The 26,615-nt window shown below is 59.6% G+C and carries 18 protein-coding genes; 7 read left to right on the top strand and 11 right to left on the bottom strand.

Going from position 1 to position 26,615, the window contains the following annotated elements; translation table 11 throughout:
* Positions 1-102: 102 nt before the first annotated feature.
* A complete protein-coding gene (locus BWR59_RS01260) occupies positions 103-1,542 on the top strand; it encodes a TolC family outer membrane protein (protein ID WP_081563836.1) in 1,440 nt (479 codons plus the stop codon).
* Between the two features lie 139 nt (positions 1,543-1,681).
* Here the strand turns inward: BWR59_RS01260 and waaA are convergent, their stop codons facing one another.
* Both waaA and BWR59_RS01250 read right to left on the bottom strand, forming a co-directional pair.
* The gene (gene waaA, locus BWR59_RS01255; protein WP_081563835.1) at positions 1,682-2,956 is read right to left on the bottom strand and encodes a lipid IV(A) 3-deoxy-D-manno-octulosonic acid transferase; all 1,275 of its coding nucleotides are present in this window, start codon (positions 2,954-2,956) and stop codon (positions 1,682-1,684) included.
* Between the two features lie 14 nt (positions 2,957-2,970).
* The gene (locus BWR59_RS01250) at positions 2,971-3,855 is read right to left on the bottom strand and encodes a LysR family transcriptional regulator (protein WP_168184434.1); all 885 of its coding nucleotides are present in this window, start codon (positions 3,853-3,855) and stop codon (positions 2,971-2,973) included.
* A gap of 93 nt (positions 3,856-3,948) precedes the next feature.
* Here BWR59_RS01250 and BWR59_RS01245 point away from each other — a divergent pair, with 93 nt between their 5' ends.
* The 4 genes from BWR59_RS01245 (at position 3,949) to BWR59_RS01230 (ending at position 7,335) form a co-directional block, all read left to right on the top strand.
* Complete coding sequence (locus tag BWR59_RS01245) at positions 3,949-4,281, top strand: SMR family transporter (protein WP_081563833.1); 333 nt, start codon at positions 3,949-3,951, stop codon at positions 4,279-4,281.
* Positions 4,282-4,345: 64 nt separating this feature from the next.
* On the top strand, positions 4,346-5,521 hold the full coding sequence (locus BWR59_RS01240) for an FAD-dependent oxidoreductase (protein ID WP_081563992.1): 1,176 nt from the start codon (positions 4,346-4,348) through the stop codon (positions 5,519-5,521).
* Positions 5,518-6,327, top strand: a complete 810-nt coding sequence (locus BWR59_RS01235; protein WP_081563832.1) for an aldo/keto reductase — start codon at positions 5,518-5,520, stop codon at positions 6,325-6,327. The genes BWR59_RS01240 and BWR59_RS01235 overlap by 4 nt, the downstream gene beginning before the upstream one ends.
* Before the next feature lie 36 nt (positions 6,328-6,363).
* Positions 6,364-7,335, top strand: coding sequence for a metal ABC transporter ATPase (locus BWR59_RS01230; protein ID WP_081563831.1), 972 nt, complete (start codon positions 6,364-6,366; stop codon positions 7,333-7,335).
* A 124-nt stretch (positions 7,336-7,459) separates the two neighbouring features.
* Here the strand turns inward: BWR59_RS01230 and hldE are convergent, their stop codons facing one another.
* Positions 7,460-8,881 (bottom strand): bifunctional D-glycero-beta-D-manno-heptose-7-phosphate kinase/D-glycero-beta-D-manno-heptose 1-phosphate adenylyltransferase HldE, encoded by a 1,422-nt coding sequence (gene hldE, locus BWR59_RS01225; protein WP_081563830.1) that lies wholly within the window; start codon positions 8,879-8,881, stop codon positions 7,460-7,462.
* A gap of 226 nt (positions 8,882-9,107) precedes the next feature.
* Positions 9,108-10,910 carry a lipid A export permease/ATP-binding protein MsbA gene (gene msbA / locus BWR59_RS01220; RefSeq protein WP_081563829.1) on the bottom strand — a complete coding sequence of 601 codons (1,803 nt, stop codon included), beginning with the start codon at positions 10,908-10,910 and terminating at the stop codon, positions 9,108-9,110.
* A 106-nt stretch (positions 10,911-11,016) separates the two neighbouring features.
* On the opposite strand from msbA, the gene BWR59_RS01215 reads away from it, so the two are divergent.
* The gene (locus BWR59_RS01215) at positions 11,017-11,670 is read left to right on the top strand and encodes a toluene tolerance protein (RefSeq protein WP_081563828.1); all 654 of its coding nucleotides are present in this window, start codon (positions 11,017-11,019) and stop codon (positions 11,668-11,670) included.
* A gap of 6 nt (positions 11,671-11,676) precedes the next feature.
* Here the strand turns inward: BWR59_RS01215 and BWR59_RS01210 are convergent, their stop codons facing one another.
* The 7 genes from BWR59_RS01210 to BWR59_RS01180 form a co-directional block, all read right to left on the bottom strand.
* Positions 11,677-12,897 (bottom strand): O-antigen ligase family protein, encoded by a 1,221-nt coding sequence (locus tag BWR59_RS01210; RefSeq protein WP_168184430.1) that lies wholly within the window; start codon positions 12,895-12,897, stop codon positions 11,677-11,679.
* The gene (locus tag BWR59_RS01205; protein ID WP_081563826.1) at positions 12,894-13,778 is read right to left on the bottom strand and encodes a glycosyltransferase family A protein; all 885 of its coding nucleotides are present in this window, start codon (positions 13,776-13,778) and stop codon (positions 12,894-12,896) included. The genes BWR59_RS01210 and BWR59_RS01205 overlap by 4 nt, the downstream gene beginning before the upstream one ends.
* 162 nt (positions 13,779-13,940) lie before the next feature.
* The gene (locus tag BWR59_RS01200; protein WP_081563825.1) at positions 13,941-14,897 is read right to left on the bottom strand and encodes a glycosyltransferase; all 957 of its coding nucleotides are present in this window, start codon (positions 14,895-14,897) and stop codon (positions 13,941-13,943) included.
* Positions 14,898-14,956: 59 nt separating this feature from the next.
* Positions 14,957-16,366 carry a PIG-L family deacetylase gene (locus tag BWR59_RS01195; protein ID WP_081563824.1) on the bottom strand — a complete coding sequence of 470 codons (1,410 nt, stop codon included), beginning with the start codon at positions 16,364-16,366 and terminating at the stop codon, positions 14,957-14,959.
* The gene (locus BWR59_RS01190) at positions 16,363-17,259 is read right to left on the bottom strand and encodes an antimicrobial resistance protein Mig-14 (RefSeq protein WP_081563823.1); all 897 of its coding nucleotides are present in this window, start codon (positions 17,257-17,259) and stop codon (positions 16,363-16,365) included. Before BWR59_RS01190 ends, BWR59_RS01195 begins: the two co-directional genes overlap by 4 nt.
* Positions 17,259-18,389 carry a glycosyltransferase gene (locus BWR59_RS01185; RefSeq protein ID WP_081563822.1) on the bottom strand — a complete coding sequence of 377 codons (1,131 nt, stop codon included), beginning with the start codon at positions 18,387-18,389 and terminating at the stop codon, positions 17,259-17,261. Before BWR59_RS01185 ends, BWR59_RS01190 begins: the two co-directional genes overlap by 1 nt.
* A complete protein-coding gene (locus BWR59_RS01180) occupies positions 18,373-20,130 on the bottom strand; it encodes a carbamoyltransferase (protein WP_081563821.1) in 1,758 nt (585 codons plus the stop codon). The genes BWR59_RS01185 and BWR59_RS01180 overlap by 17 nt, the downstream gene beginning before the upstream one ends.
* Positions 20,131-20,468: 338 nt before the next feature.
* On the opposite strand from BWR59_RS01180, the gene BWR59_RS01175 reads away from it, so the two are divergent.
* Positions 20,469-26,582, top strand: coding sequence for a membrane-targeted effector domain-containing toxin (locus tag BWR59_RS01175; protein ID WP_081563820.1), 6,114 nt, complete (start codon positions 20,469-20,471; stop codon positions 26,580-26,582).
* The last annotated feature ends 33 nt before the right edge of the window (positions 26,583-26,615 follow it).

Genomic DNA, 26,615 nt, shown 5'->3' with positions numbered 1-26,615 from the left:
GATATGCCGGATTGTTGCGGCGATCTTCTGGAACTACACTCGCTACGCGGCGCCAAAGGCGTCTGGATTCGTTTTGGCGACAACTATTACTAGGGAATGTCTATGCTGCGCAAACTCTCACTGGCCATTGCCGTGTCGTGTGCTTCTAGTGCGATGGCCGGGGCAGCGGACTTGCCACTGCCGACCAAGACCGGTCTGGTCAGCGTCTATCAGGAAGCGGTCAACAACAACGCCGATCTGGCCGCCGCACGCGCCGACTACGATGCGCAGAAAGAAATCGTGCCCCAGGCCCGCGCAGGCCTGCTGCCGAATATTTCCGGCGGTGCCGATGTGAACAACACCCGTACCAAGATCGATGAACCTTCGGCAGTGATCAATCGCAGCGGCACCGTATATCGGGCGACCCTGAGTCAGCCGATCTTTCGCGCCGACCGCTGGTTCCAGCTCAAGGCCGCCAAGGACGTCAACGAGCAGGCCATGCTGCAACTCTCGGCCACCGAGCAGAACCTGATTCTGCAAAGCGCCGAAGACTATTTCTCGGTACTGCGTGCGCAGGACAACCTGGCCTCCACCAAAGCCGAAGAAGCGGCCTTCAAACGCCAGCTGGATCAGGCCAACGAACGCTTCGACGTAGGCCTCTCGGACAAGACCGACGTGCTCCAGGCCCAAGCCAGCTACGACACGGCGCGCGCCGCGCGGATTGTCGCCAAGCGTCAGGTCGACGACGCCTTTCAGGCCCTGGTGACCCTGACCAACCGCGAGTACAACTCTATCGAAGGCATCGTGCACACGCTGCCAGTGCTGGCGCCTTCGCCTAACGACGCGAAATCCTGGGTCGACACAGCCTCGCAGCAGAATCTGAACCTGCTCGCCAGCAACTACGCGGTCAGCGCTGCCGAAGAAACACTGCGACAGCGCAAGGCCGGGCATGCGCCGACCGTCGATGCGGTAGCGCAATATGAAAAAGGCGACAACGATCCGCTGGGTTTCACCAACCCGAACTACACCGGGCAGAATTTTCATGGCAGCGTCGAACAACGCACCATCGGCCTGCAGGTGAACATCCCGATCTACAGTGGCGGGCTCACCAGTTCGCAGGTTCGCGAGGCGTATGCCCGGCTCAATCAGAACGAGCAGCAGCGCGAAGGTTTGCGTCGTCAGGTGGTAGAAAACACACGAAACCTGCACCGGGCTGTGAACACCGACGTCGAGCAGGTCCAGGCGCGCAAGCAGTCGATCATCTCCAACCAGAGTGCGCTGGAAGCTACGGAAATCGGCTATCAGGTGGGTACGCGCAACATCGTCGACGTGCTCGATGCGCAGCGTCAGTTGTATGCGTCGGTGCGTGATTACAACAACACCCGCTACGACTACATCCTCGACAATCTGCGCCTGAAGCAGGCGGCGGGGACGTTGAGCCCGGGTGATCTGCAAGACCTGTCGCGTTACCTCAAGCCCGATTACAACCCCGACAAGGACTTCCTGCCGCCGGATCTGGCGAAAGAAGCAGCGAAGAATTTCGAGCGGCCTTCGGAGCGGTGAGCCCCGACGCAGCGATTGCTTCTGACACCTGACTGATCTCGAACACCTTGCAGCAGTCCGGCTTGCCGGCGGTAGCGACTTCGAAGACGCCACCGCCGGCAAGCCGGACTGCTATAGGGATTAGATGACACGCCGCAAATCAGCCCACCAGCTGCCCGATCCCATCCAGCAACTTCTGCAACGCGCCCTGATTGGCCTTCATCACCGCAAGCCCGGCATCAGCCATGGCCTTTGCCTTCTCAGGCTGCTCGATCAAACCTCGCACGACGGAGGCCAACTCCACTGCATCGCTCACCTCCTCCAATGCCCCTGCACTGCGCAGCATCGCGGCGATTTCGAGGAAGTTGAACAGGTGCGGGCCGCTCAGCACCGGCTTGTCCAGCGCCGCAGGCTCCAGCAGGTTATGCCCTCCGTTAGGCACCAGGCTGCCGCCGACGAATGCGATGTCGGCCAAGGCATAGAGAAACAGCAGCTCGCCCATGGTGTCGCCCACCAGCACCGACGTCTCGCTGGTCACGGGTTCGGATGTTGAGCGGCGAACGCTCTTGAATCCTTGCTCCTGGCTCAACTCGAACACGCTCTTGAAGCGCTCGGGATGACGCGGCACCAGCATCAGCAGAGCGTCAGGATGGCTCCCGAGTAATTCACGATGCGCCGACAATACAACTTCATCCTCCCCGGCGTGAGTGCTGGCAGCAATCCACACCGGTCGCTCAATGGTCTGCCACGCTTCGCGCTGCTGTGCGGCACGCACAAGCAATTGCGGGTCGATGGTCAGGTCGAACTTGATCGACCCTGTCACCGTAACGCACTCGGGTCGCGCCCCCAAATTCCGAAAACGCTGGGCTTCGGTTTCGGTCTGTACGGCGATCAGGCTCATCTCGGCCAGCATCGGGCGCGTCAGTCTGGCGAACCGTCCATACCCTCGCGCCGAGCGTTCTGACAGGCGCGCGTTCGCCAGCACCGTTGGAATGCCGCGCTTGGCGCACTGATGGATGTGATTGGGCCACAGCTCCGTTTCCATGATCACGCCGATCTTTGGCTGGATATGATCGAGAAACTTGCCTGCCGCCCACGGAAAGTCGTAAGGCAGATAGCAATGTTGAACGCGCGGCTCGTTGGCGAACATCGACTGGATGCGCTCGGACCCGGTGGGCGTCATGCAGGTGATGGTGATCGGCAGCTGTGGATAACGCGCCAGCAAGGCGCGAATCATCGGCGCAGCCGCGATGCTTTCGCCCACAGAAACCGCGTGGACCCAAATACCACCGCGCTGCATCGGCGGTAGTCCACGAGCGAAACGCTCGCTTATTCGTTTCGCGTACGCTGGCGCCTTGCGGGCACGAAGCCACAAACGCAGGGCGATGAGCGGCAGACCAAGGTGAAACAGGACGGTGTAGAGGGTTCTATTCATGGGCGCGGAGTTTATCAGCCAATGGCCTTCAGATGATGGGTGAAACATTCAGCGAGCCAGCGTGCGGCCGGCCCCAACGGTTCGTCGCGACGCCAGACCATTTCCACCACCAGCGCAGGCGGCGTCCATTCGCTACTCAGCTCGATCATCTGGTTCTGATAAGCCGGGTATTGCACCACATGGCGCGGCAACCAGGCCCAGCCCAAGCCACGCATCAGCAGTTCGGCCATCACGTAGAAGCTGTCGGCGCGCCAGACCTGCGGGCTCAATTGTTCGCCGCCGGGATAGCCGCTTTGCTGCGGCGCGATGAGCAGTTGCCGATGCCGCGCCAGTTGCTGACGAGTGATCAAGGCCTCGCTGGCCAGTGGGTGATCGACCGCGCAAACCGTGACCATTTCCACACTGCCGAGCACGCGACGCTCAAGGGCCTCAGGCATCTGTTCGTGATGGAACAGCAGACCGAGGTCAGCCCGTCGCTCCAGTAATTTGCGTGCTACATCGCCTTGGGCGCCGCTCGCCAATTGCACCTCGACAGTCGGAAATCGAACGTCCAGCGCTTCCAGACTATCGAGCACCGGTTGATAGGGCATTGCCTCGTCATGGGCCAGACGCAAGCGCGCTTCCTGACCCCGCATCAAGGCCAGCGCCCGACCATCGAGACGGTCGCATTGGCGCAGAAGCTCTCGGGCCTCTTCCAGCAAAGCACTGCCCGCTTCAGTCAAACGCGGCTGACGGCCGCTGCTTCGATCGAACAGGCTGACCCCCAAGTCTGTTTCCAGCATGGCAATAGCATTGCTCACCGCTGACTGCGCCCGCTTCGAATCCCGCGCTACGGCAGAGAACGAACGTTGCTCGGCCACGCTGACGAACAGGCGAATCTGCTCAAGGCTCCACTGCATGAACATTCAACCTATCTACCAGAGAGATGGGTAATGACTTTACCCCATCTGCGTGATCACTAGAATGGCGAGCATTGAATAGGAGTTTCCATCATGTCTGCCTACTACCTGCTTGCGATCGCCATCTGCGCCGAAGTCATCGGCACCGTCTCCATGAAAGCGGTCAAGGGCCTCAGCACGCCGTTGCCGCTGCTGCTGGTCATCGTCGGATATGCCGTGGCGTTCTGGATGCTGACGCTGGTGGTGCGCACCATTCCAGTGGGCGTGGCATATGCGGTCTGGGCCGGGATGGGCATCGTCATGGTGAGCGTCGCCGCGTTGTTCATTTACGGTCAGAAACTGGACATGCCCGCCATCGCCGGCATGGGCCTGATCGTTGCCGGTGTGGTGGTGATTCAGCTGTTCTCGAAAACGGCTGGTCATTAAAGGGGGTCATTGAAAAGCCGCTTCCCCTATAATGGCGCGATTCGTTTCGCCATTTGAGGTGCTCATGCCATCTGCCATTTCCACTGACGTTCTGATTGTCGGCGCAGGCGTTGCCGGTCTCTGGCTCAACGCGCGCCTGCGTCGGCAGGGTTTCTCGACAATCGTGGTGGAAAGCGCCAGCCTCGGCGGCGGGCAGACGGTCAAATCCCAGGGCATCATTCACGGCGGCGCCAAATACGCGCTGCATGGCGCGCTGTCCGGCGCCTCGGAAGCCATTGCCGACATGCCCCGTCGCTGGCGCGAGGCCCTGGCCGGCAAAGGTGAACTGAACCTGGCGGGCGTGCGCCTGCTTTCCGAAGCTCACTATCTCTGGTCGCCAGGCACCATCGCCGGCAACCTCACCAGCTTCTTCGCCAGCAAGGCAGTGCGTGGCCGTGTCGATCAGGTGAAGGGCGCCGACTTGCCACCTGCCCTGCAGGACCCGCGATTCAAGGGCAAGGTTTATCGTCTCGCCGAACTGGTGATCGACGTCCCGAGCCTTATCGAAAAACTCGCAGAGCTTGCTGGCGACAGTCTGCTGGCTGGCGAACATATCGAACCGTTGCTGCATGAAGGTGAACTGGTCGGTCTGCGAGTCGATGGTCGCGACATTCATGCTCAGCGTGTAGTGCTGAGCGCAGGCGGTGGCACGGCTGACCTGCTCAAGACGCTGAACGTCAGCCATCCCGCCATGCAGCGTCGTCCGCTGCACATGGTCATGGTAAAGGGCCCGACGCTCAAGCCGCTGTACGCCCATTGCCTCGGCGGCGGGCCGAAGCCACGCATCACCGTCACTACGCACCCGGCCGCCAATGGCGAGTGGGTCTGGTACCTGGGCGGCGACATTTCCGAAGCCGAAGGCGTCGCGCGCGAACCCGCTGAGCAAATCGCCGCGGCCAAGAAAGAACTCGCGCATCTGTTGCCTTGGGTCGACCTCAGTCAGGCGCAGTTCGCCACGTTGCGGGTGGATCGCGCAGAGCCTCAACAGACCGGCCTGGTGCGCCCGGACAACGCCTTTCTCGACGTACAGGGCCGCCTGATGGTGGGCTGGCCGACCAAGCTGGCACTGGCGCCGGACTTCGCTGATCGCGTACTGGCCTCTCTGTCGCGGGATGACATTCACCCGATCCCCCAACCGCCTTGCAAAGACTTGCCCAAGCCTCCGCTCGCCAGACCTGTCTGGGACGTTTTGCTGCCATGAACACCCTGCACGATTTGCATCGACCGCTGGGAAACCTCGGCATCTACGTCTCTCCGATCGGCCTGGGCAGCGTCAAGCTGGGCCGCGATCAAGGCGTCAAATACCCCAACGGCTTCACCATTCCCGACGACAACGAAGCGCAGATGCTGCTCAAGCAGGCACGGGATCTGGGCATAAACCTGATCGACACGGCCCCCGCCTACGGTCGCAGCGAAGAACGTCTTGGGCCGCTGTTGCGTGGCCAGCGTCAGGACTGGGTGATCGTCAGCAAGGTCGGCGAAGAATTCGAAGCAGGACAGTCGAGCCATGACTTCAGCGCCGCACACACACGCCTTTCGGTAGAGCGCAGCCTCAAGCGTCTGGAAACCGACTTCATCGATCTGGTGCTGGTGCATTCCGACGGCAACGACCTGCACGTACTCAACGATTGCGATGTCTATCAGACGCTGGCGGAGCTCAAACACGAAGGCAAGATTCGCGGTTTCGGTTTCTCGGGCAAAACCGTCGAGGGCGGGATGCTGGCGTTGCGCGAAGGTGACTGCGCAATGGTCACGTACAACCTCAACGAACAGGGCGAAAAACCGGTCCTCGACTACGCTGCTGCTCACGGCAAAGGGATTCTGATCAAAAAAGCGCTGGCCAGCGGGCACGTTTGCCTCGGTCCCGGTGTCGATCCAGTGCAGGCGAGCTTCGAGCTGCTGTTTGCACATCCCGGCGTCACCGGTGCTATCGTCGGCACCATCAATCCATTACATCTGGCCCATAACGTGGCGACTGCCGCCAAAGTGATCCGCCATCACAACTGATGTGGGCGGCCGACCCCAACGCAAGAAGGAGCCGATATGCCGCGAACTCTGATCCGGAAGAACCCCAGCAACTTCAAAACCCTGCCGCTGTTCGTCGAAGCCACTCCCGAGAGCCTGAGTTACCAGAGCGTCGGGATGCCGCTGAATTTCTCCCAGACGCTGCTGCGTCGTCGCAAGATCGAGGTGGAGAACAGCGAGCGCTTTTCCACTGAGCTGGCCAACCTTGGCGTGTCGGTGCGACTGACCCTCAACTGGCAGAATCGCGATTATTGGGTGCTGGTGCGCCAACGTCGTCAGGACCGCGGTGACGTAGTGCTCAAGTTGATTTCCGGTTACGTCCCGGCCCATGAACTGAACCTGCCGCTGCATACCGCGATTCAGGAAGTGGCGGAGGAATGCCTGATCGAAACGCCGCAAGGCTGGTTGGGTGGGCGCTTCAACGATACCTGGCTTCCTGCACCCTATGCCGCAGCCTTGCACTATCGCGAGGCCATGCCCTTTCGCCTGAGCCCCCTTTCAGGCGCTGCACGCCCGGTGCGTTGCGGCAGCATGACCTTGATCGAACGGCCGCGCGCTTATGTTCATCTCCCGACCGCGTCGCTGCAACTGATCTACGACATGCGCCTGGAGGTGCCGAAAGAAGCACGGCCGTTGAGCCTGTTTCATGTCGATGAAAGTCTGGAGAACGATGAGCTGGTCGCCCGTCTCAACCGCAGCAAACCCGACCTTTATCTGATGCCACTGGAGAACGGCTCACCGCTGCCGCAGCTGTTCACTCTCAAGAACGACAAGCTGTCGCCTGCCGGGACGCGCGGGTTATATCTGGCAGAAAGCTTTGCGGCTCAGGATGGCTGGGTGGTGCGCGATGAGCGAATACGCTGGAAGGACTGGCTGCTACAACAAGGCATGACGCCGCCAAAGCCGAAGAAGACCGGGATCAAGCGCCGATTGAAAGTGGGTGCCAAGCAATTGCTGCGCATGGCGCGCAAGACGCTGCACAAGACCTGATTCCCCGGAAGCGGTGCCGCGGTAGCAGCAAGGCTTGCCCGCGGCAGCGATCTGAAGGACGCCACCGCCGGCAGGCCGTGCTGCTACCGCGCGGTCACAGCAAATCAGGTGGGTGACAAAACAGTCACTGCCCGCGGATCTTCTCGACAATTGCGGTGGTCGAGCTGTTTTCCACCAGGCCCAGCACCCGCACTTCTCCGCCATAGGCCTGGACGATGGGGGCACCCACTACCTGATCGACGCTGTAATCGCCACCTTTGACCAGCACGTCCGGCTTGACGTGAGTCAGCAGGTTTTCCGGCGTGCCTTCCGGGAAGCTGATCACCCAATCCACTGCGCCCAAACCCGCCAGAACCGCCATGCGCCGATCGACGCTGTTGATTGGGCGGCCTGGGCCCTTGAGGCGGCTGACGGAGGCGTCGTCGTTGACCGCGACGATCAGACGATCCCCCTGCGCCCGCGCCTGCTCAAGGTAGGTCACGTGGCCGGCATGCAGAATGTCGAAGCATCCGTTGGTGAATACGATTTTCTCTTTGTGCGCGCGCGCGTCGTCGATAGCCAACAGAAGCTGGTCGAGCGTCAGTACGCCGCGCTCGGAGCCTTCTGCGCGTTGAATCGCACGACGCAGCTCGGGAGCGCTGATCGCAGCAGTACCCAGTTTGCCGACCACGATGCCCGCCGCCAGGTTAGCCAGCGCCACCGCGTGTGGCAGCTCTTCGCCCGCAGCGATGGCAGCCGCCAGCGTGGAGATCACGGTGTCACCCGCGCCAGTCACATCGAACACTTCTCGTGCGCGCGCCGGCAGGTGCAGGGCGTGTTGATCAGGGCGCAACAAGGTCATGCCGTGCTCGCCACGGGTCACCAGCAACGCGCCCAGTTCAAGCTCAGCCATCAGTTGCGCGCCTTTGGCGACCAGTTCGGCCTCGTCGACACAATGGCCGACGATGGCTTCGAATTCGCTGAGATTCGGCGTGATGATGCTGGCGCCGCGATAGATAGCGAAGTCCTTGCCTTTGGGGTCCGCCAGCACGGGAATACCACGATCACGAGCGGCCTTGATCAGAATCTGATGGTTCTTCAACGCGCCCTTGCCATAGTCGGACAGCACCAGCACCTTCACGCCGTCCAGCAGCGAATCGACCTCTTCGCTCAAGGCAATGGCGTCGGTGGCGAACGGTTCTTCAAAGTCGATGCGCAGCAGCTGTTGATGGCGGCTCATGACACGCAATTTGACGATGGTGGGTTGATGCGCAATGCGCTGGAAGCGCGCAGTGACGCCTGCGGCCTTGAGGCTGTTACCCAGGCTTTCGGCAGCTTCGTCTTCGCCGGTAACGCCGACCAGCGATGCCTTGGCGCCCAGCGCGGCGATGTTCAGGGCCACGTTGGCCGCACCGCCAGGACGATCTTCGATCTGATCGACTTTGACTACCGGCACCGGGGCCTCAGGCGAAATCCTGGAGGTACCGCCATGCCAATAGCGGTCGAGCATGACATCGCCCACCACCAGAACTGGTGCCTGATCGAAACGCGGCATGGACAACTTCATCGAACAACCCGTAACTAAGAATGAACAGGGGCGGAATCTTAGCACAGGGTTTGCGAAGGCTTGAGACCTTGGGGAAAAGTCGATGTAACGGCAGAAGTATCAAACCCTGTGGTAGCCGTCTTGCTGGCCAAAGCGGTGTGCCAGCGACAACACTGTCGACCGACACACTCCATTCGCCGGCAAGCCGGCTCCCACCACGGCAGCGTCAGGCGCTGGGACCTGAGCGTTAAAGAGCACCGACCGGCGCCGGCTCGTCCAGCCCCATCGCATGCAGACGCGCGTAGTAGCCATTCTGCGCGAGAAGCTCGGAATGGGTACCGCGCTCGACGATACGCCCCTGGTCCATGACCAGGATCAGGTCAGCACGCTCGATGGTCGACAGACGGTGCGCGATCACCAGCGTCGTGCGGCCTTTCATGACCTGATCCAGCGCCGCCTGAATGTGCCGCTCGGATTCGGTGTCCAGCGCCGACGTTGCCTCGTCGAGAATCAGCAACGGAGCGTTCTTGAGCAACGCCCGGGCAATCGCCAGACGCTGGCGTTGACCGCCGGACAACAGCACGCCGTTTTCGCCGACCTGAGTGTCGAAGCCTTCTGGCAACTGCTCGATGAACTCCTTGGCGTAGGCATCGGCTGCCGCCACCTCGATATCGGCACGCGGCGCGCCCGCCAGATCGCCGTAAGCGATGTTGTTGGCGACGCTGTCGTTGAACAGCGTCACGTTCTGGTTCACCTGGGCCACATGCCTGCGCAGGTTGCGCAGGCGATAGTCTTCGATCTCGACGCCGTCGAGCAGGATCTGCCCGGCCGTGTGGTGATAGAAACGCGGAATCAGGTTGGCCAGCGTCGACTTGCCGCTGCCGGACCGTCCCACCAGCGCGATCATCTGCCCCGGCGCTGCCGAGAAACTGATGTCGTGAAGGACCTGGCGCTCGGTTTCCGGATAGGTAAAGCTCAGGTTGCGGACTTCCAGATTGCCCTGGACTCGATCCAGCTCGATGGTGCCGGTGTCGACTTCAGGCTCCACATCCAGCTGTTCGAAGATGCTCTCGGCACCGGCGACGCCCTTCTGGATCGTCGAGCTGACTTCTGACAGCTGACGAATCGGCTTGGGCAGCAAACCTGCGGCGGTGATATAGGCCACCAGATCGCCTGCCGTTGCATCGCCGCGCAGCCACAGCACAAGGAACATCAGCACGGCCATGGCGGTATAGATCACCAGTTGCAGCATCGGCGTGTAAATGGCGCCGGTCTTGGTCATGCGCAGCTGTTTGTCGGTGTTGCTGGTGCTGGCCTTGGCGAAGCGATCTTCTTCGTACTTCTCGCCGCCGAAGCTGCGAACGACGCGGTAACCCTGGATGGTTTCCGACGCGACATGAGTCACATCACCCATCGCCACCTGAATTTTCTTGCTCTGCTTGCGAAACTTCTTGCTGGAGCTACCGACCATGACGGCGATCAACGGCAGAATGGCAAGCATGACGATGGTCAGCTTCCAGTTCATCCAGACCAGATAGAGGAACAGAAAAACGATGGTCAAGCCTTCGCGTATGACCACCTTGATCGCATCGGTCGCCGCGCCGGTGACCATGGTCACGTTGAAGGTGATGCGCGAAATCAGATGCCCGGAGTTGTGGGTATCGAAATAACGATTGGGCAGGACCAGCAGCTTGTTGAACAGCTCGACACGCAGGTCATGCACCAGGCCCAGGGAGACCTTGGCCAGAAAGTAGTTGCCCAGGTAAGACCCCAGCCCCTGCCATGCAGCGATCAGCACGATCAGCAACGGCACGGCCTGCAACAGTTGCAGATCCCGGAGATAAGGAACGTTGGGAAACAACGCCGCTTCGGGATTGGTCAGCCCGTCGACGAAATATTTGAGGATGCCCGCCAGCATTGGCTGGGTTGAGGCGAAGATCACGAATCCGACGATGCTGAGCAGGAAAATGCCCACGTAAGGTTTCACGTAATTCAGCAGTCGGAGATAGATCTTCAGGCTGGAGGTTTCGCGTTTCTCTGGCGTGCTCATGGTCATCGATACGATAAAAAGAGCCGAAATACTAACACACGGCTGCAGCATTGGGCCTCAGGTGACCCGCTGAGGTATCATGGCCGCCATTTTCGAAGGAGCCCGCATGCGCGCACTCGCCTACGCTGACTACCAAGCCTTACGCAGAGATGCCGAAGTCATAGAAGCCGACTTCTTTGGAGACAAGGTCCTACGCCTGGCCGATGGTAACTTCATGAAGTTGTTTCGGCGCAAGCGATTGATCTCGTCGGCCGCGTTCTTCCCTTATGCCAAGCGCTTCGCCAGCAATGCGCTGACCCTGCAAAAGCGCGGTATCCCCTGCCCTGAGGTGCTGGAGACGTATCGCGTAGGTGATATCGCCCGTGACGTCGTGCATTACCAGCCCCTGCCCGGTCAGACCCTTCGCCAGTTGATCGCCGAGCCAGCGCACTTCGATGACCCTGCACTGATCAGGCAGTTCGGACGTTTCGTGGCCGAGTTGCACAACCAGGGCATCTACTTTCGCTCGCTGCACCTTGGCAACGTGGTGATGACGCCTGAAAACGAGCTGGGCCTGATCGACATCGCGGATATGAAGACCCTTCGTCGCCCGCTGCGCAAAAGCCTCTGCCTGCGCAATTTCCAGCACATGCGCCGCTACAAGAATGACCATGCGTGGTTGCTACAGAAAGGCGGCGATCTGTTTTTCGACAGTTATATCGAGCACAGCCAGCACAAATGGAAACGCCAGATACTCTCGGAGCACCTGGCGCTGGCCTAGCAGACGCTACGCCTGGCTGACATTCGGTTTTTTCTCGGACTTTCCAAGGCACAGTGAAAGCACGAACGGCATCCACACCACCATCCACATCGCCCGCGCCCGGCCAAAAACAGTGAACACGTCGAATTGCTGGGCGACGGTGGCAAATACCCAGATCATCAGGATGGCCATCCCCAGGCTTTCCGCGCGATGGCGCCAGGCACGATAGCCCAGCCACAGCCACAGCCATATCCAAAGGGCGGTAAAGACCACGCCATACTGCACCGCAGTGTCGAGCACCAGGTTATGGCAATGCCCGAAGATCACGCCGCCCGCCGAAACCTCGTAGTCGCTGCTCAGACCGATCCCCAGCCATGGACGTTGATGAATGAGATCGATCGCGCCTTTCATCAACATCGTGCGCTCGGAATCGCCGCGCTGCAGGATCGAAGGCTCGAAAATGGCGAGGGCCACCGCGGCCACAATTGCCACTACTCCCAACGTGCGGTAGAAACGCCCTCCCCCCAGCAGCACCACCACTGCCGCCACCGCCATCAGAGAAACGATCGAACCACGGCTGCCGGTCATGATGACAAACGCCACAGAGCAAGCCTGGAGCAACGCCCAGACCACACGACCGCTCAACTTCTGCGGCCACCAGGTGCAGCTAAGCACCACCAGTGCGGCAATGGTGTATCCAGCGGGGTTCGGGTTATCCATGAAACCGCCGAATCCGTACATCCGGTCGATGCCGCGCATGGGATAGGCGATCAGTGCTGCCAGCGAATAGAGACCTGCCAGACCGCCCCAGAGAATGAACATACTCTGCAGCGGGCGATTGAAGGTTCGGCCCCAGACAATCCAGCCAAGCAGCAACAGCAGGAAGAACAGCTCGCGCTTGATGATCGTCAGGTAACGCTCTGCGTCATGGCTCCAAGACAGCGATATCAGCGACCAGCCGAACAGCACCAGGAACAGCCACAGTTCTCGCCGGTTCAATACCGTATGGCGGAACTCGCTGAAGTAGCGAACCACAAGATAGAGGCAGGGCAGATAAACGAAGGCTGTGAGCAGCCAGCTGTAAAACTTCATCGTCGGGGTGAGCATGACCCCGGCCACGCTCCAGAACAAACCGAACGCCAGCACCACGCCGGCAACGCCGAGATGGTCGACAACGGAGCGCAACTGCTCACTACCCTGTGAATAAATCCTGCTGAACAATTGCTGATCCTGTAAAGGCTGACTCACTGTGCACCCTTGGGCTTGCTGTATTTGAAGACAAAGTGCCTGAATCGCTTCCATGTCAGGCGGTTCCAGCGATGAACAGGAACGCTGGCAAACAGACCGCGCGCAAACTTCTTGTCCATCACAACAGACTCCTTCAGAGCCTTGTTGATGATTGCCAGACGGCCCGCTTCGTATGCGGGATTATCCCGGTAGACCTCGATGACTTTCAGGTCATAGGTCAACTGGCTCTTGTAGGCCGTCTTTGAAATGTTGGTTTCATGACGACGGTACAGCGTGACCCGGTCAGGCAGAATATCCACCTTGTAACCCACCTCAGCGATTCTGAGGGTCATCTGGAAATCCTGCACCTTGATCGACGGATCGTAGCCGCCGACTTTGTCGATCGCCTCGCGTCTGTATAACGCGACAGGAGCACCAACGGCATAGGCATCGGCAAGCAGTTCATCGAAGCTCCAGCGCTGCACCCGGGTGTCGCTCGAAATCTTGTGTTTGAGCGGCTTGCCGTTGGAGTCTATGTAAATGACCTTCGCCCCCAACAGCCCGACTTCAGGGTGATCCAGCATATAGCTGACCTGGCGCTGGATACGGCCAGCCAGCATCACATCGTCGGAGTCATGAGTAATCACGAACTCGCCGCGAGCATGGCTCAAGGCATTATTGAGCGCGGCACTGACGCCTTTGTTTTCCTGCTGGTAGAACTGAAAATCATAAACCTGCCGCAGCGCCTCGATTTTCGAAGCACTGGCGTCGGTCGAGCCATCGTTGACAACGATCAGTTCAAAATTGTCGTAGTCCTGCTGAAGAATGCTCAGCAGGCACTCCTCGATGTAAAGCTCATGATTGAAGCAGGGCACCAGAACCGAGACCAATGGCCATTTCATATCTGCACTCGATCCTTGGTGTCAGGACGCGCCTTCAGATCCCACATTACCGGAGACTGACAATGGATCTCATGACAAGCCGAAAGTAAGAAAAATGGCATGCGGAGGTCGTCCGACTTCAAATAAATATCATTATATTCGGTGCGTGATTCGTTCAAAAAATCAAACCCCTAGCGCCGCCCGCACTTTCTCGATCCAGCTCTTGGACGCCTGCTTGCGCAGAGCGGGTTCAAGCTCGCGCACGATCCTCGCCCCTATCGCGCCAAAGCCGAACTGCGACACTGCCAGATCGCGCCCATTGATCGCAATAAGCGCTGCAAGGTCGGGATCGCGGCGCAGTATCGCAAGTTTGCCCTGCAACTGGGGGATGTCGCTGTAGAACACCACGTTGTGCATGTCCTGCAGGCCAAGCGCGCGGTTTTCCGCATCCCCTTGATCATAGGCAAACAGCACGCATCCGCATGCCATCGCCTCAAAATTCTTGATCATGTATTCGCCCATACCGACATCGGCACTGACGAAGAAACGAATGCGGTTCAGGGTGTCGCAATACTCTTCCCCTGACTTGGTGCGGGTCACTACCAGTTTTTCGACCTGACCCAGTTCGTCGAGCAGAGCCTTGCGACCACTGTAGGCGACACTGTTGGTGCTGCCGACGAAAGCCAGTTCGATATCCCGCTCGCGACCCTGATCGCTCAGCAACGTCTGGTCATAACCCTTGGGCACGAACACTGCATCGAAGCCCTCTTGTCGCAGGCGTTCGCTGACCACATACCCCGAGCTGAGCACACGTACCCACGGCAGCTTGCGGTAATGCGCACTGAACTTGCCGGTGTATTTGCAAGGGATGTAGTTCTGGTAGGCGTCGTGCTCGAGGATGACCAGATTGGGAACGGTGCGGATGAAACTGGCCTGACGAATTTCTTGCTTGAAGCGAAGGAAGAACACAATACGGTCGTATTGCGTGACGTCGACGTGCTGACGGAAGTACCGACGCAGGTTGCGTTGCTCGTCAGAGCTCAACCAGCGCAGATCGCAGTCGCACTGTTCAGCAACGCCTTCGTATAGACGATCCAGAATCGCGCGCTGCTCTTTCTGGACCAGAAATAGAACCTTCATGGGCTTCCTTAATAAAACCAGATCACAGCCCGGCCTCCCAACCACGGGGTTGGGGGCGATCAGAGCTCCCTGCGCCAGAACAGTTCGTGACGACGCACGGCCTTTCTGAAAAATTCGTTTTCACCTTCGGCGGGCCAGCGACGACCCGCCAGCACCTTCTGCAGCCATCGCCGCACTCGACGCTTCAGCGGAGCTGGCGGCTGCAGGTCATGCATCATACCCAAGGCCATGGCCTTGTCTCGCTGTTGTTCTGTATTGAGTTCGACGCTGTAGGGCACCAAGGCCTGCGAAGCGTCGAATACCGGCGGCAAGGCCACGCCACTGTAGGCATTTCCCATTGGCCAGCGATCATTGTCATGCAAATGATTGGCGTAGCCGAGCACGACTTCCGGTTGCCATTCCAACCCCTGCAATGCTTCGAAAACCGCAGCCTGCGAGCAAATATGATCCGGGTGTGGATCAATAGTGCCGTGGGGCATTACCAGCACCTGTGGTCGGGCGTGCAACAACAATGCTCGCAAATCGGCGATCAGGTTGTTCCAGGTCGGCGCACCGTCGACGTCCCCCGGCAGGCCCATCGTGTTGAATTGACGGAACAGCCGTGTATCGCTCAGGTCGGCCTCCCGGGAGGCAATCGGCTGGGCGGGCGCGGCCTGCATCGCGGGCAGCTGCAGGCAGAAATAGCCCAACTGAATACAATGGGTCTCTGGAACACCGGCCCAACGCGGCACCGTAATGCTGTCCCAGGCGCGCAGTCGACCTTTGGTACGCGCAGCGTCGGCGCGATTCATGCCCATCCGCTGATAGTGTTCGGCTTCGATCTCGCCTGCGGTCAGGGTGACGATCCAGCTTTCGTCGGCCTGGCTGTACAGACCGAAGGCCGCGAGCTCGGCGTCGTCGGCGTGCGGAGCAATCACCATCACTCGCTGGCGGCGGGCATCGGCGTGGCGGAACGCCCACAGACGCGGCTGCCCATGGACCGTGCAGGCACGACCGCGAATGCGCAAAGTACCGGAACTCAACGCCGTTCCCAGTCCGGTGAGATTAAGGTATCGCAGGCCTTTGACCCCACGTTCGAACGCCTGGCTGTCGCTGAGACCCTCGCCATCCAGTTCGATGGAAGGATCGAAAAAACGGCCCAGCCACGAGCTCTTGATCGTGATCGCCAGCACCAGCGTCTCTGAGCCATCTAGAGCCAAGGGCTGATCGAGGTGCAGCAGATCGCCTCGCAGTGTCACGCCGTGCACTTCGTTCTGCGCAGGGAGTTGGTATTGGTAATCGTCGCCTGGCGAATAAAACAGATGATCCGAAAACCAGGCTTCGTGAGCGACCCAGCCCAACACAGCCAGCACCCATGGCAGCCACCAGGCAACCAGCACACCCAGCAGCACGAGAATGATCAACGCCACGAGCAACGCCACGCGCTTGTTGCGGCGGTGGCGTTTGAGTAATTCCTGTTTGCGGCTCAAACCTGAAACACCGGAACGGGGTTGCACCAACGATCCTTGTATTCACGATCGGCGCGACCGAAAGAGAAACGCAACGGCTTGCCCAACACCCGCGCTTCTTCCCAGGCGCTTTGTGTATTGAGGAAGCTCAACACGCTGCCGGGGCTGAAGTCCCTGGTTTCGGGGTCAACACCGCCGTTGATGTATTCGATGCTGATCCACTCCGGCGCCTCGACGCGATACACCAACTGAATGGCAATCGGCGCTTCGTTGAGAAAGATCACCGAACCAATCAACAGCTCGCGCAGCAGCTCGACGACATCGGCCATGCGCTCGGCGCCAGTGGCAGCAAAGCCCCAGCGACGCTGGAACAGATCGCAATACATGCGAGCAATTTCGGCACTGCTGAAGTCGGTGATCGGGCGAACGACGCCCCCGGCTTCTTCGAGCAGACGTAGTTCACGCCGCTGGTTGTAGCGGAATTTCTTCGACAGGTCTTCCGGTGGACGCGCCATGGCCAGCGACTCGGCCTGCGGTTTGAGGGTGGCGATTCGGCCCTGATTGAGTTCCGAGAGGTACCGCCCGCCATGACGCAATGGAACTTGAGCGTCAGCAGCAGCCGGCAGGATCAACTCGGCGTTGCCCAGGTCGAAAAGGCCTTTCTTGCCGTGACGTTTGAGCACGTCCTTCGACAAAGCGAGCGAGCGCCCCCACGTCGGGATCGCGGCTTTCAGCTCGGCATTGTGTTGCCATCCCAGATACCGCACAGGGATTCCAGCAAGGCCCGCGAGACGGTCGATGACCAGAGGATGCGTCGCGACGCTGCCGCCAAAACGCTGCCAGGCTTGCTGATAGGCAGACGCATCGATCTGCGTCCAGCCACGTTCACGCCAGGCTTGCAAACGATTGAGCATCAGGACTCCGCAGTCAGGTCAGTGACTTGCGGCAGACGCCAGAACACGTTGCGCACCGCCTCGTCGGAGAAGCGCTCACGCAGGCGCACCAGCATCATGTCGGCGCAGGACTGACGCTGTTCGTCATCAAGCCGCGACAGATGAACCAGCCCTTGAGCCAGGTGTTCAGCGTCGCCCAGCGGGAAGAGAATACCCACACCTTCGACCACTTCCTTCGCGCCACCCGCTGAGGTTGCAATCAACGGCACGCCGGCGACCATGGCCTCCAGCAACACCATGCCGAAGGGTTCGTGATCGGAGCTCAAGGCAAAAGCATCGAAGGCCTTGTAATAACGGCTGGCCTGCGGGACCTGCCCCAACAGCAAGACCTGTTGGCCAATGCCCAGCTCCATCGCCAGCTCTTTGAGATGCTGCTCCAGCCGGCCTTTGCCCAGGATCACCAATTGACTGTTGGCCGGAAGTTTGGGCAATGCCTCGGCGAACCCACGCAACAGGGTGGCCTGATCCTTGTCTGGGTGCAGACGCCCGACGTTGCCGACGATCCAGCTGTCCTGCGCCAGACCCAATGCTTCGCGTGCCTGTTCGCGCGGCACCTGCGTGGCGGCGAGCGACTCGACGTCGATGCGGTTGTAGAGCGTCTGAATGCGCCCGGTCGGCCACTTCGGCAGGCATTTGCGCATGTCGTCGCGCACCGCGTCCGACACGCCGAGCAAACTCAGGCGCATGCGGAACAGGTGGGCGAACAGTTTGCGGCTGCGGCGCTCATAGTCGCCGAAGGCGTGATGTACACCAATGACCGGCAAGCGGGTTGCCAGCAATGCGATGTAGATCGGCTTGAAACGGTGGGCGATGCAGAACACGAAATTGCGGGATGCGGCGATCTTGCGCAGATCGCGGATGGCGCCCAGCTTCAGGCCACGAATGGCCTTCGAGCTGTACTCCATGAACAGCACTTCGTCCAAAGCGCAGCCGTTGGCCACGTCCGGGTCGGCCGCGCCGGTCAGGAATACCGTGGTAACCCGATATCCCTTGCCTGCGAAGAGGCTGGCGTACTGACGAGCGCAGTCGAGAAACGGCCCGTCATAGCCGTGGCAGAACTGCAACACATGCCGCTCAGCCGAGCGTGTCATAGGTATCCGCGCCGTCTTTGACCACCAGAATGTCTTCCATGATCAGGTACTGCAGATCCGAACCGAAGAACATGTTCAACGCATCGGTCGGCGAACAGATCATCGGTTCGCCACGACGGTTAAGGGATGTGTTCAGCGAAACGCCGTTGCCAGTCAGGTTTTCCAGCGCCTTCATCATGTCGTAGTAGCGCGGGTTGTATTCGCGCTTGAGCACTTGGGCACGGGAAGTGCCGTCTTCATGGACGACTTCCGGCACGCGGGTCTTCCACTCTTCGGCGACTTCGAAGGTGAAGGTCATGAAGGGTGCCGGGTGATCAATCTTGATCATCTGCGGCGCGACGGTGTCGAGCATCGACGGGCAGAAAGGCCTCCAGCGCTCGCGGAACTTGATCTGGTGGTTGATGCGGTCGGCTACGCCAGCCACGCTCGGGCAGCCGATGATCGAACGACCACCCAGGGCGCGCGGGCCGAATTCCATGCGTCCCTGGAACCAGGCCACCGGGTTGCCGTCGACCATGATCTTCGCGATCTGCTCCGGCATGTTTTCGAGCTTGCGCCAGGTTGGCTGGCTCGGGTGACGGGCACAGGCCGCGATCACGTCTTCGTTGCTGTACGACGGGCCGAGGTAGACGTGCTCCATCTTCTCGACCGGCACGCCACGGGCGTGGGAAACGTAGGCGGCCGCGCCGACTGCAGTACCGGCGTCACCGGAGGCCGGCTGCACGAACAGCTCTTTGACTTCCGGACGGGCGATTATTTTCTGGTTCAGTTTGACGTTCAGCGCGCAGCCGCCTGCGAAGGCGATCTTGCCGGTTTCCTTGAGGATGTCACCCAGATAGTGATCCATCATCTGCAGCGCCAGCTTCTCGAACAGCGCCTGCATGCTGGCGGCGTAGTGGATGTACGGCTCGTCGGCGATGTCGCCTTCGCGCTTGGGACCCAGCCACTCGATCAGCTTCGGCGAGAAGTAGAAGCCCTTGCCTTTCTCTTTATAGCGACGCAGACCGATGACGTTGGCGTACTCGGTATTGATCACCAGCTCGCCGTTTTCAAAGCTGGCCAGACGCGAGAAGTCGTACTTGCTGGCGTCGCCGTACGGCGCCATGCCCATGACCTTGAACTCGCCATCGAGCATTTCGAAGCCGAGGAACTCGGTGATCGCGCCGTACAGGCCGCCAAGGGAATCCGGATCGAAGAACTCCTTGATCTTGTGGATCTTGCCGTTTTCGCCATAACCGAAGAACGTGGTGGCGTACTCACCCTTGCCGTCGATCCCGAGGATCGCGGTTTTCTCTTTGAAACCGGAGCAGTGGTAGGCGCTGGAAGCGTGTGCCAGGTGGTGCTCGACCGGTTCGATCTTGATCTTCTTCGGATCGAAACCCAGTTGTTCCAGACACCAGACGATCTTGTTGCGATAGCGTTTGTAGCGACGGTTGCCCATCAGGATGGCGTCGAGGGCGCGGTCCGGTGCGTACCAGTAGCGCTTGGCGTAATGCCAGCGCGCTTCGCCGAACAGGCTGATCGGGGCAAACGGAATGGCCACCACATCAACGTCGGACGGTTTGATACCGGCCTGCTCAAGGCAGAACTTCGCGGACTCGTACGGCATGCGGTTCTTTGCATGCTTGTCGCGAACGAAGCGCTCTTCTTCGGCGGCTGCAACCAGCTTGCCGTCGATGTACAGGGCCGCGGAAGGATCATGGCTAAGGGCGCCGGACAGGCCAAGGATCGTCAATGCCACTAGGGTCTAGCCTCTTAAGTCTGCAGGCAGGCGTCGTGCGCCTGATAAATAAGGTGTGCCTGGCGCAAGTGCGGCCGGCAGCTAAAGGGCGGGATTATAGCGTAATGACGGGCGATATGGCGCTGGCCGAATAAAACGGCTCTGCCCGACACCTTGGCCCGTAAGGTGAGCGAAGCCTGCTACCAAGAACCATTGTCACCTTTTTCGCCCAAGCTTCGGCAATACATATCTACCCCCTTGTCCTGGCTGCGTCGTGATTGATTGACCCTTGGAACGCACGGGCCCTCCCGTGCCATAGCCGCCCTTGTTAAACAGGGCCAATCAGGAATCACGACTTCATGCACACACTCACACCTGTATCCGCAATACCAGGCACCACACAGGCTGATGCTAAAGCCGCCCTACAACGTCTGATCGACTCGAACACCACGCTTTCCAATGAGCTGATGCAACTCCCTGTCGCGCCTCAGGATCTGATTGACGCACTAAGCGCGCAGAGTGCGCCGCGGATCGAGCAGGCGCTATCGGGCCTGCTGCATCGAATCGACGCATTTTGGCTCGATCCCGCCGCTTCAGGCGAACCTCGCTTCAAGCTGTTCGCGACCCGTTTGCAAGAATCCCTGCACGCCGAAGCGCTGCTCAAATCCCATGAGAACGACCTGCAGCCTGACGCCGCAGGATGCCTGGCGACCCGCCGCTCGGCTGAGGCCCAGACCCCAGGTCACCGAGTCAGCACCTCCTCGCTGCACGTGATGCTTCACGATCAGGCATGGGTCGAGATCAAGGGTGCGCTGGTCATGACCGACGAAACCGGTCGCACCTTATTGGCACTGCCCGGCAGCGGTCTGAGTGAATTCCCTACCCCGCATGCCATGGCCGCAACGGTGGCGCAATGGCTCAACGACAAAACGCTGCGCCGGGCACTGCTCATCAATGCCGACCAACGCCATCAGGATGCACTTTTCGCGGTCGCTGACGATCCGGAACTGTTCATCGATGCCTTCGCTGCAAACCACGTCCATCTTGAGGAAGTCAGTGGAAACCCCTATCGCCACGCGCTGAGGAGACAGGCCGACAAGCAGCGTGAGGATGTTTGTTACCTCTGCGGCGATGGTTCGAAGAGCGATACGGAGCAGCAGGTACAGCAAATCGAAGGGGCAATCGGCATGGCGGGTCTGCTCACGCCGTCGGCCATGCTGGAGCGACGCGAGCAAGCCCTCATTGAGCGCAAGATCGCCACGAATTTACCGCACTGGATAAAAATCGCATCGCCTGGTGATCTGGAAACCTACACCAACCGCCTCAAGCGATATGACCAGGCCCGGGACGCGCTGTCGAGTGCATTGAACGGCGCAACCTCTGCCGATCAGTATGCGCAGGTCAGCGTGAAAATCAGGGTTGCCAACGACTTGGGCTACGATATCGACCCCGAAAGCATCACGATCAGCACCCGACGCAGATTGCCTGAGACCGGTGAAACCTACATCCTCACGCGCTCCCTGACGCAACTGGCACTTTATGGTTTGCACCCGGGAGACCAACAGGCGGGGTCGGCATTTCTGAATGACACCACCATTGACGTTGACTCTATACCGGCAGCTGGCGCCTACCCTCTCCTCACCCAGCAATATCTCGCCGCGATGATCGATGATTTGCAGCTGCGAACGACATTTGGCGATTACCAGAAAGAGGCCTACGCAAAGGACGCCAACCAGACTCTGATGCGCGACCTGCTGCGCTTACAGATATCCGAGCAGGCGTGTGCGGCAAAGATGCAGGGGCATATATCCCCTGAGGATTTCGACGTTATCGAAACCATTGCTGGAAACGCCCCCGCCCGCAGTGATGGCGTCTTGAGCGTCCAACACTTGAACATTCACGGCAACGACGTCCTGGGTCGCATTCTGGTGTTCAGAAAGGAGAGCCCACAGGGGCAATTGCAACGGCTGATCATGTTCACGTCGCACGCACCTCGCGACCGACAATTCCAGGCTTTCCACAACGAAACTCAGTTGCTGCATGAGCTGGTGGGATGGACGGCCATTCCCGAAATGACCGACTACCTCGTGCAACAGCTCAGGGCCCCCAATCGTTCCCGGCTCGACCAGACCCTCGGGGCACTGAATAAAAAGCCGCACCCCGAGCCCGGTTTTCTCCAGTTCGTTTCAATGGACAGTTTCGACACGAGCCTGCGCACGTTCGTTGCCGAATTGATAAAGGTCATCGTCTCCAACCACGAGACTCATACCCCAGACTGGTATCTGCAGGGGAGCGAATTACAACGCCAGACGCTCGTGGCGCTTGAAGACGCTGCAATAGAGGGCATCAAACACTACGAGAATCAGACGCACACCAGGGTCGAGGAGTTCGAGAGCTATGTACACCGGCGCGCCAGCGAGAAGATCTGTCAGTTGCTGAAGGTGCCGACGGGAACTGTAAATCCCGATCAAATCATCATCACCTCCGAGCGCGAAACCCTCACTTACACCCAGATGATCCGCAACGGTTATGACGACAGCCTTGGTTTCATCACACCGACCGCCGACACCGTGGCGACATTCAGAGGACCGGAAGGCGTTGACCTGAGCAGCCTGACGCCGGAGTCAGTCGCAGGCTCCGTACGCGGCAAGTGGCTCGCCGATGGCTACATCAGCTTGATCAGGAGCACCCTGCTCAATCCCGACTCCACCGGCTACCAATATCGTCGCCAGACCAGTACGGCGATCAAACGCCTGCAGATGCAGGCAGCCGCTCTACGCAGCCTGTTGAAGGGGCATATCGACGGGCTGCAATACCAGTGGCTGGAGAAGGCTGTCAGCAATGTCCACCAGGAGGATACCGATCTACGCAGGCGATTCCCGATCTACCCCTTGCAGATCCACATCGACAAACCCTTCATTGCCAGTCGCGTGGAATTGCTCGATCAGTTAGTGATTCCAGACACCAACTTGATTCATGTTGAAACCGTTCAGGGGTGCTTTGTCCTGCTGGCCGCCGAGAACCGGCTTTCTCCATTGCTCTACACCCCTCAAGCTCCCGACGGGGTCGAATTCCGCCTGTTCAGCTCGTTCACCGAGTCCCTCAGACGCCCAGGCATGATCGACTATTACAAGGATCGCTGCAGGATCAAGGCTCGCCGAGTCCTGTCGTTCTTCTTGAGGGACATGAAGGACGGTAATGCCCACAAGGCACCGTTCATTCCGAGGGACTCGATCGCTGATTTCGCGCAAACCTGCTTCAACCGCCCGATCGAGCGCAAGTTGCGTGACGTGGATGAAACCACAACCGGTCGCCACGACATGCTGAGCAACCTGATCTGGAACAGCGTCGAAATCATCGCAGTGGCATTGACCCTGCCCTTCCCGCCCGCGAGCTTTGCCGTCGGCGTGGCGCTGTCGCTGCATTTCAACTTCAAGGCACTTCAGGCACTCACCGGTGACTCTCCAGAGGATGCCAGCGCGTACATTCTTGCCTCGGTACTGAACAGCGCCGGTGCAGCGGGTGATTTCGCGGTCGGCCTGAAAGGATTCGCCGGCATGACTCGCAAGCTTGCCAGAGACACTAAAAAAGGCGCCCTGCCCGCTGCGCTCAGAAAACCTTCGGACCTGCCGAGCCAGAACGAGCTGTACCCGATCAAGCTTCACGATGAGCCGTTCCTGATAGGCAAGCCCAACTTAAATGGCCAGGCGCGGGTGTACCGAGGCACAGAAGTCATCGACAACGATGTGCGCGCCACCGGGCACTATGCCGCCCGGGACCGGAACGGAACCTGGCAACCGCTGGGAGAGACGTCGCCGCCAACCAGCACGCCACCGGCCGCTGATCGTGCCGTGGATATTTCTCTGCTGGGCCTGCCACGCATGACCGCAGGTCACGCCAACGGCGTCAGTCTCGGCCCAGGCAAGTACTACATCGAAATGAACCGGCTGGTCTATCAAGTGAACTACGACCCAAGCCTTCACTGCTGGCACATCGTGGATCCGCAAAACCCGTTCGCTTTCTTCGGGCGCCAGCCTGTCAGGCTTGACGAGCATGGCCAATGGCAACTCATTGAGCGGTCCAGGCTGCGTGGTGGTGGTCAAGATCGCCCGAGCCGATTCCTTCCTCTGGAAGATGAAGCAGCCGGAGGAGAAGCAGCGCATGCAGGCCTGCACGAATACGAGTTGCCGGAGAACGTCCAGCCTCACATGGAGGCCATTCTGTCCAACCAGAACGTGGACCCTATAGGCATGGGCATGGAGGCAGTCTTCGAAGTCCTGTATACGCCGATGCGTCAAACCTACACGACGCTCAGAACAAAGCTCTACCGCGACGCTGCAACCTTTTTTGCCGAGCCGCCGATACCGCCGCGTCCATCTCTTCCTGCAATAGATGCAGCGACTACGGTGGACAGCTTTCTGGAAAATGCCTTCAACCACAGCAACGGGCTGGTGCTGAGTGAGGGGCTCAAGTCGGTTGCCAGTAAACGCATGCTCATCACCCACATGTCGGCGCTGGCCGAACAGCGCGTGGAGGTGATTTACCTGTCGCACCTGTTCACTGACAAGCACGTTCAGAAACTGGCGAAATATCGCGCGAAAGGCCGCAACGTTCGCGCAGGATCACGGGAAATAAAGGAACATTTGAAATCGCTCAACGAGGGTGCGCTGAACAACCAGAGCGACAGATACGATTACTACCACGTCATCAAGGAAGCCCATCGGCACGGAATCGAAATTCGCCCCCTGAGCACGTCAACCAGCTACCCGGTCAACGTTCACCCGGTGGCCGTCGCCGCCGCCGACAACACTGCAGCACAGAAGATGAGTAACTTCGCCGGACACAAGATCATCAGTGCCGACCTCGCAGCGGATCCGTCGCGCCGCTGGGTCGCCCTGCTCGACGAAAAACTCGCGACCACCCATGACGAGGTTGCCGGTATCGCTGAACTACAGGCAGCGATCAGCGTACATATCGATGATGTGCCAGCGGGCCAGGCAACACATATCAGCCCTGGAGCTGGCCGCGCGGGCACGACCAACAATGCCGCCCCATGCGATTTCACAATCGAGCTGGCCAACCCGGGCATGGCCAGGCCTGCGGCCGCTGCGATGCCCACCGAACTGGACAACGCACTGTTCAGGGAAATGAACCGCCACCGGGCAGTCACTGCCGATGCCTCGCATGCGGGTGAGAATGGTTTTCGCTGGGACGAAACGTCTGGCTGGCAGCGCGTGACACCCGAAGAATGGATCGCCGACACCCCGCCGACCGCGATTCAACAATCGCTGGCAGATGCAGCGTATGAGATGCCATCTGGCTCTCGCGAGGTCTTGCACGACCTTGCCAACTTCAGGCGCCGGGGGCTGGACGAAGGCTATTTCTTCAGCGACCCGGAGGTTAACTCCGTGCGCGACGAGTTCTTCGCGTTGCGCAGGAAGCTGCATAGGGATGCACGGCAAGTCATTTCTGCCGAGCGTCCCCCACGCCCGGTCATGCCCGATATCGGACCTCAAACCGAGGTGTCCGAGTTCATCGAGCGACTGTATCGGCAAACAGACGGGATGGTCATAGGCGAGTTCCACAACTCCATCGGCAGCAAGAAATTCATCATGGAAAACCTGCCACTGCTCGCAGAGCAGAACGTGAAAACCCTCTATATGGAACATTTGCTGGTTGATCTGCATCAGGCCGATCTGGATCGTTTCTTCGAGACAGGTCTGATGAGCAAACGTCTGCTGCACGACCTCAAGCAGCTCGACAGGGGCCACCAAACGGATCCGGCCAAAATATTCACGTTCGAAAAGCTGGTGATACAGGCGCAGCGACATGGCATTGAAATTCGCGCGATCGACTGCGCGACCAGCTATCACCTCAAAGGTATCCCCCACACTCGCTCTACGACTCGTCAGCAGATGATGAATTTCTTCGCGTCACGCACGATTCGCCGACATCAGGAGGTGATCGGCCAGCACAAATGGGTCGCATTGGTCGGAAACAGTCATTCCAATACCTATGCCAACAATATTCCAGGGCTGGCAGAGCTTGAAGGCGCAATTGGCATCCGACTGAATGACGTACTGCCGGGGACCTCTCGGGGCATCGCTCTGGATACAGGCGAGCATGTGCGACTTCCCTTGAGTAGCAAAACCGAATTCCTCAAAGGGGATTTCCGGATCGAGATGGAAATCGTGCAGGCCCCTGTCGCGCTCAGGCCACCGATGCCGCTGCCACTTGAGCAACGTCTCTCGAAGGCTGGAATGTTCGTGACCGAGATGGAGCCTGGTAACCAGCACGTCATCATTCATCGTTCAAGGACGCTTGAACTGCACCGCACCCCGGTCCGGATCAATGCCGCTGGCAAGGTCTACGTGGACCGCCCGACCTGGGCAGGCGTGCACATGCAACGCTATGAAGACATTGACGCGCTGATTCAGGCGTTGGAGGAGATCAATCTGACCCGCGTCGCGTAACCGCCACGAGCTGGAGGGGCAGCCATGGCAGGC

The organism is Pseudomonas sp. Bc-h (assembly GCF_002080045.1).
GTDB lineage: Bacteria > Pseudomonadota > Gammaproteobacteria > Pseudomonadales > Pseudomonadaceae > Aquipseudomonas.
This window is presented reverse-complemented; position numbering and strand designations above follow the sequence as displayed.

Excerpts from the sequence above, each read along its gene's own strand:
- BWR59_RS01260 (WP_081563836.1), top strand. The coding sequence starts at position 103 with ATGCTGCGCAAACTCTCACTGGCCATTGCCGTGTCGTGTGCTTCTAGT.
- waaA (WP_081563835.1), bottom strand. The coding sequence starts at position 2,956 with ATGAATAGAACCCTCTACACCGTCCTGTTTCACCTTGGTCTGCCGCTC.
- BWR59_RS01250 (WP_168184434.1), bottom strand. The coding sequence starts at position 3,855 with ATGCAGTGGAGCCTTGAGCAGATTCGCCTGTTCGTCAGCGTGGCCGAG.
- BWR59_RS01245 (WP_081563833.1), top strand. The coding sequence starts at position 3,949 with ATGTCTGCCTACTACCTGCTTGCGATCGCCATCTGCGCCGAAGTCATC.
- BWR59_RS01240 (WP_081563992.1), top strand. The coding sequence starts at position 4,346 with ATGCCATCTGCCATTTCCACTGACGTTCTGATTGTCGGCGCAGGCGTT.
- BWR59_RS01235 (WP_081563832.1), top strand. The coding sequence starts at position 5,518 with ATGAACACCCTGCACGATTTGCATCGACCGCTGGGAAACCTCGGCATC.
- BWR59_RS01230 (WP_081563831.1), top strand. The coding sequence starts at position 6,364 with ATGCCGCGAACTCTGATCCGGAAGAACCCCAGCAACTTCAAAACCCTG.
- hldE (WP_081563830.1), bottom strand. The coding sequence starts at position 8,881 with ATGAAGTTGTCCATGCCGCGTTTCGATCAGGCACCAGTTCTGGTGGTG.
- msbA (WP_081563829.1), bottom strand. The coding sequence starts at position 10,910 with ATGAGCACGCCAGAGAAACGCGAAACCTCCAGCCTGAAGATCTATCTC.
- BWR59_RS01215 (WP_081563828.1), top strand. The coding sequence starts at position 11,017 with ATGCGCGCACTCGCCTACGCTGACTACCAAGCCTTACGCAGAGATGCC.
- BWR59_RS01205 (WP_081563826.1), bottom strand. The coding sequence starts at position 13,778 with ATGAAATGGCCATTGGTCTCGGTTCTGGTGCCCTGCTTCAATCATGAG.
- BWR59_RS01200 (WP_081563825.1), bottom strand. The coding sequence starts at position 14,897 with ATGAAGGTTCTATTTCTGGTCCAGAAAGAGCAGCGCGCGATTCTGGAT.
- BWR59_RS01190 (WP_081563823.1), bottom strand. The coding sequence starts at position 17,259 with ATGCTCAATCGTTTGCAAGCCTGGCGTGAACGTGGCTGGACGCAGATC.
- BWR59_RS01185 (WP_081563822.1), bottom strand. The coding sequence starts at position 18,389 with ATGACACGCTCGGCTGAGCGGCATGTGTTGCAGTTCTGCCACGGCTAT.
- BWR59_RS01175 (WP_081563820.1), top strand. The coding sequence starts at position 20,469 with ATGCACACACTCACACCTGTATCCGCAATACCAGGCACCACACAGGCT.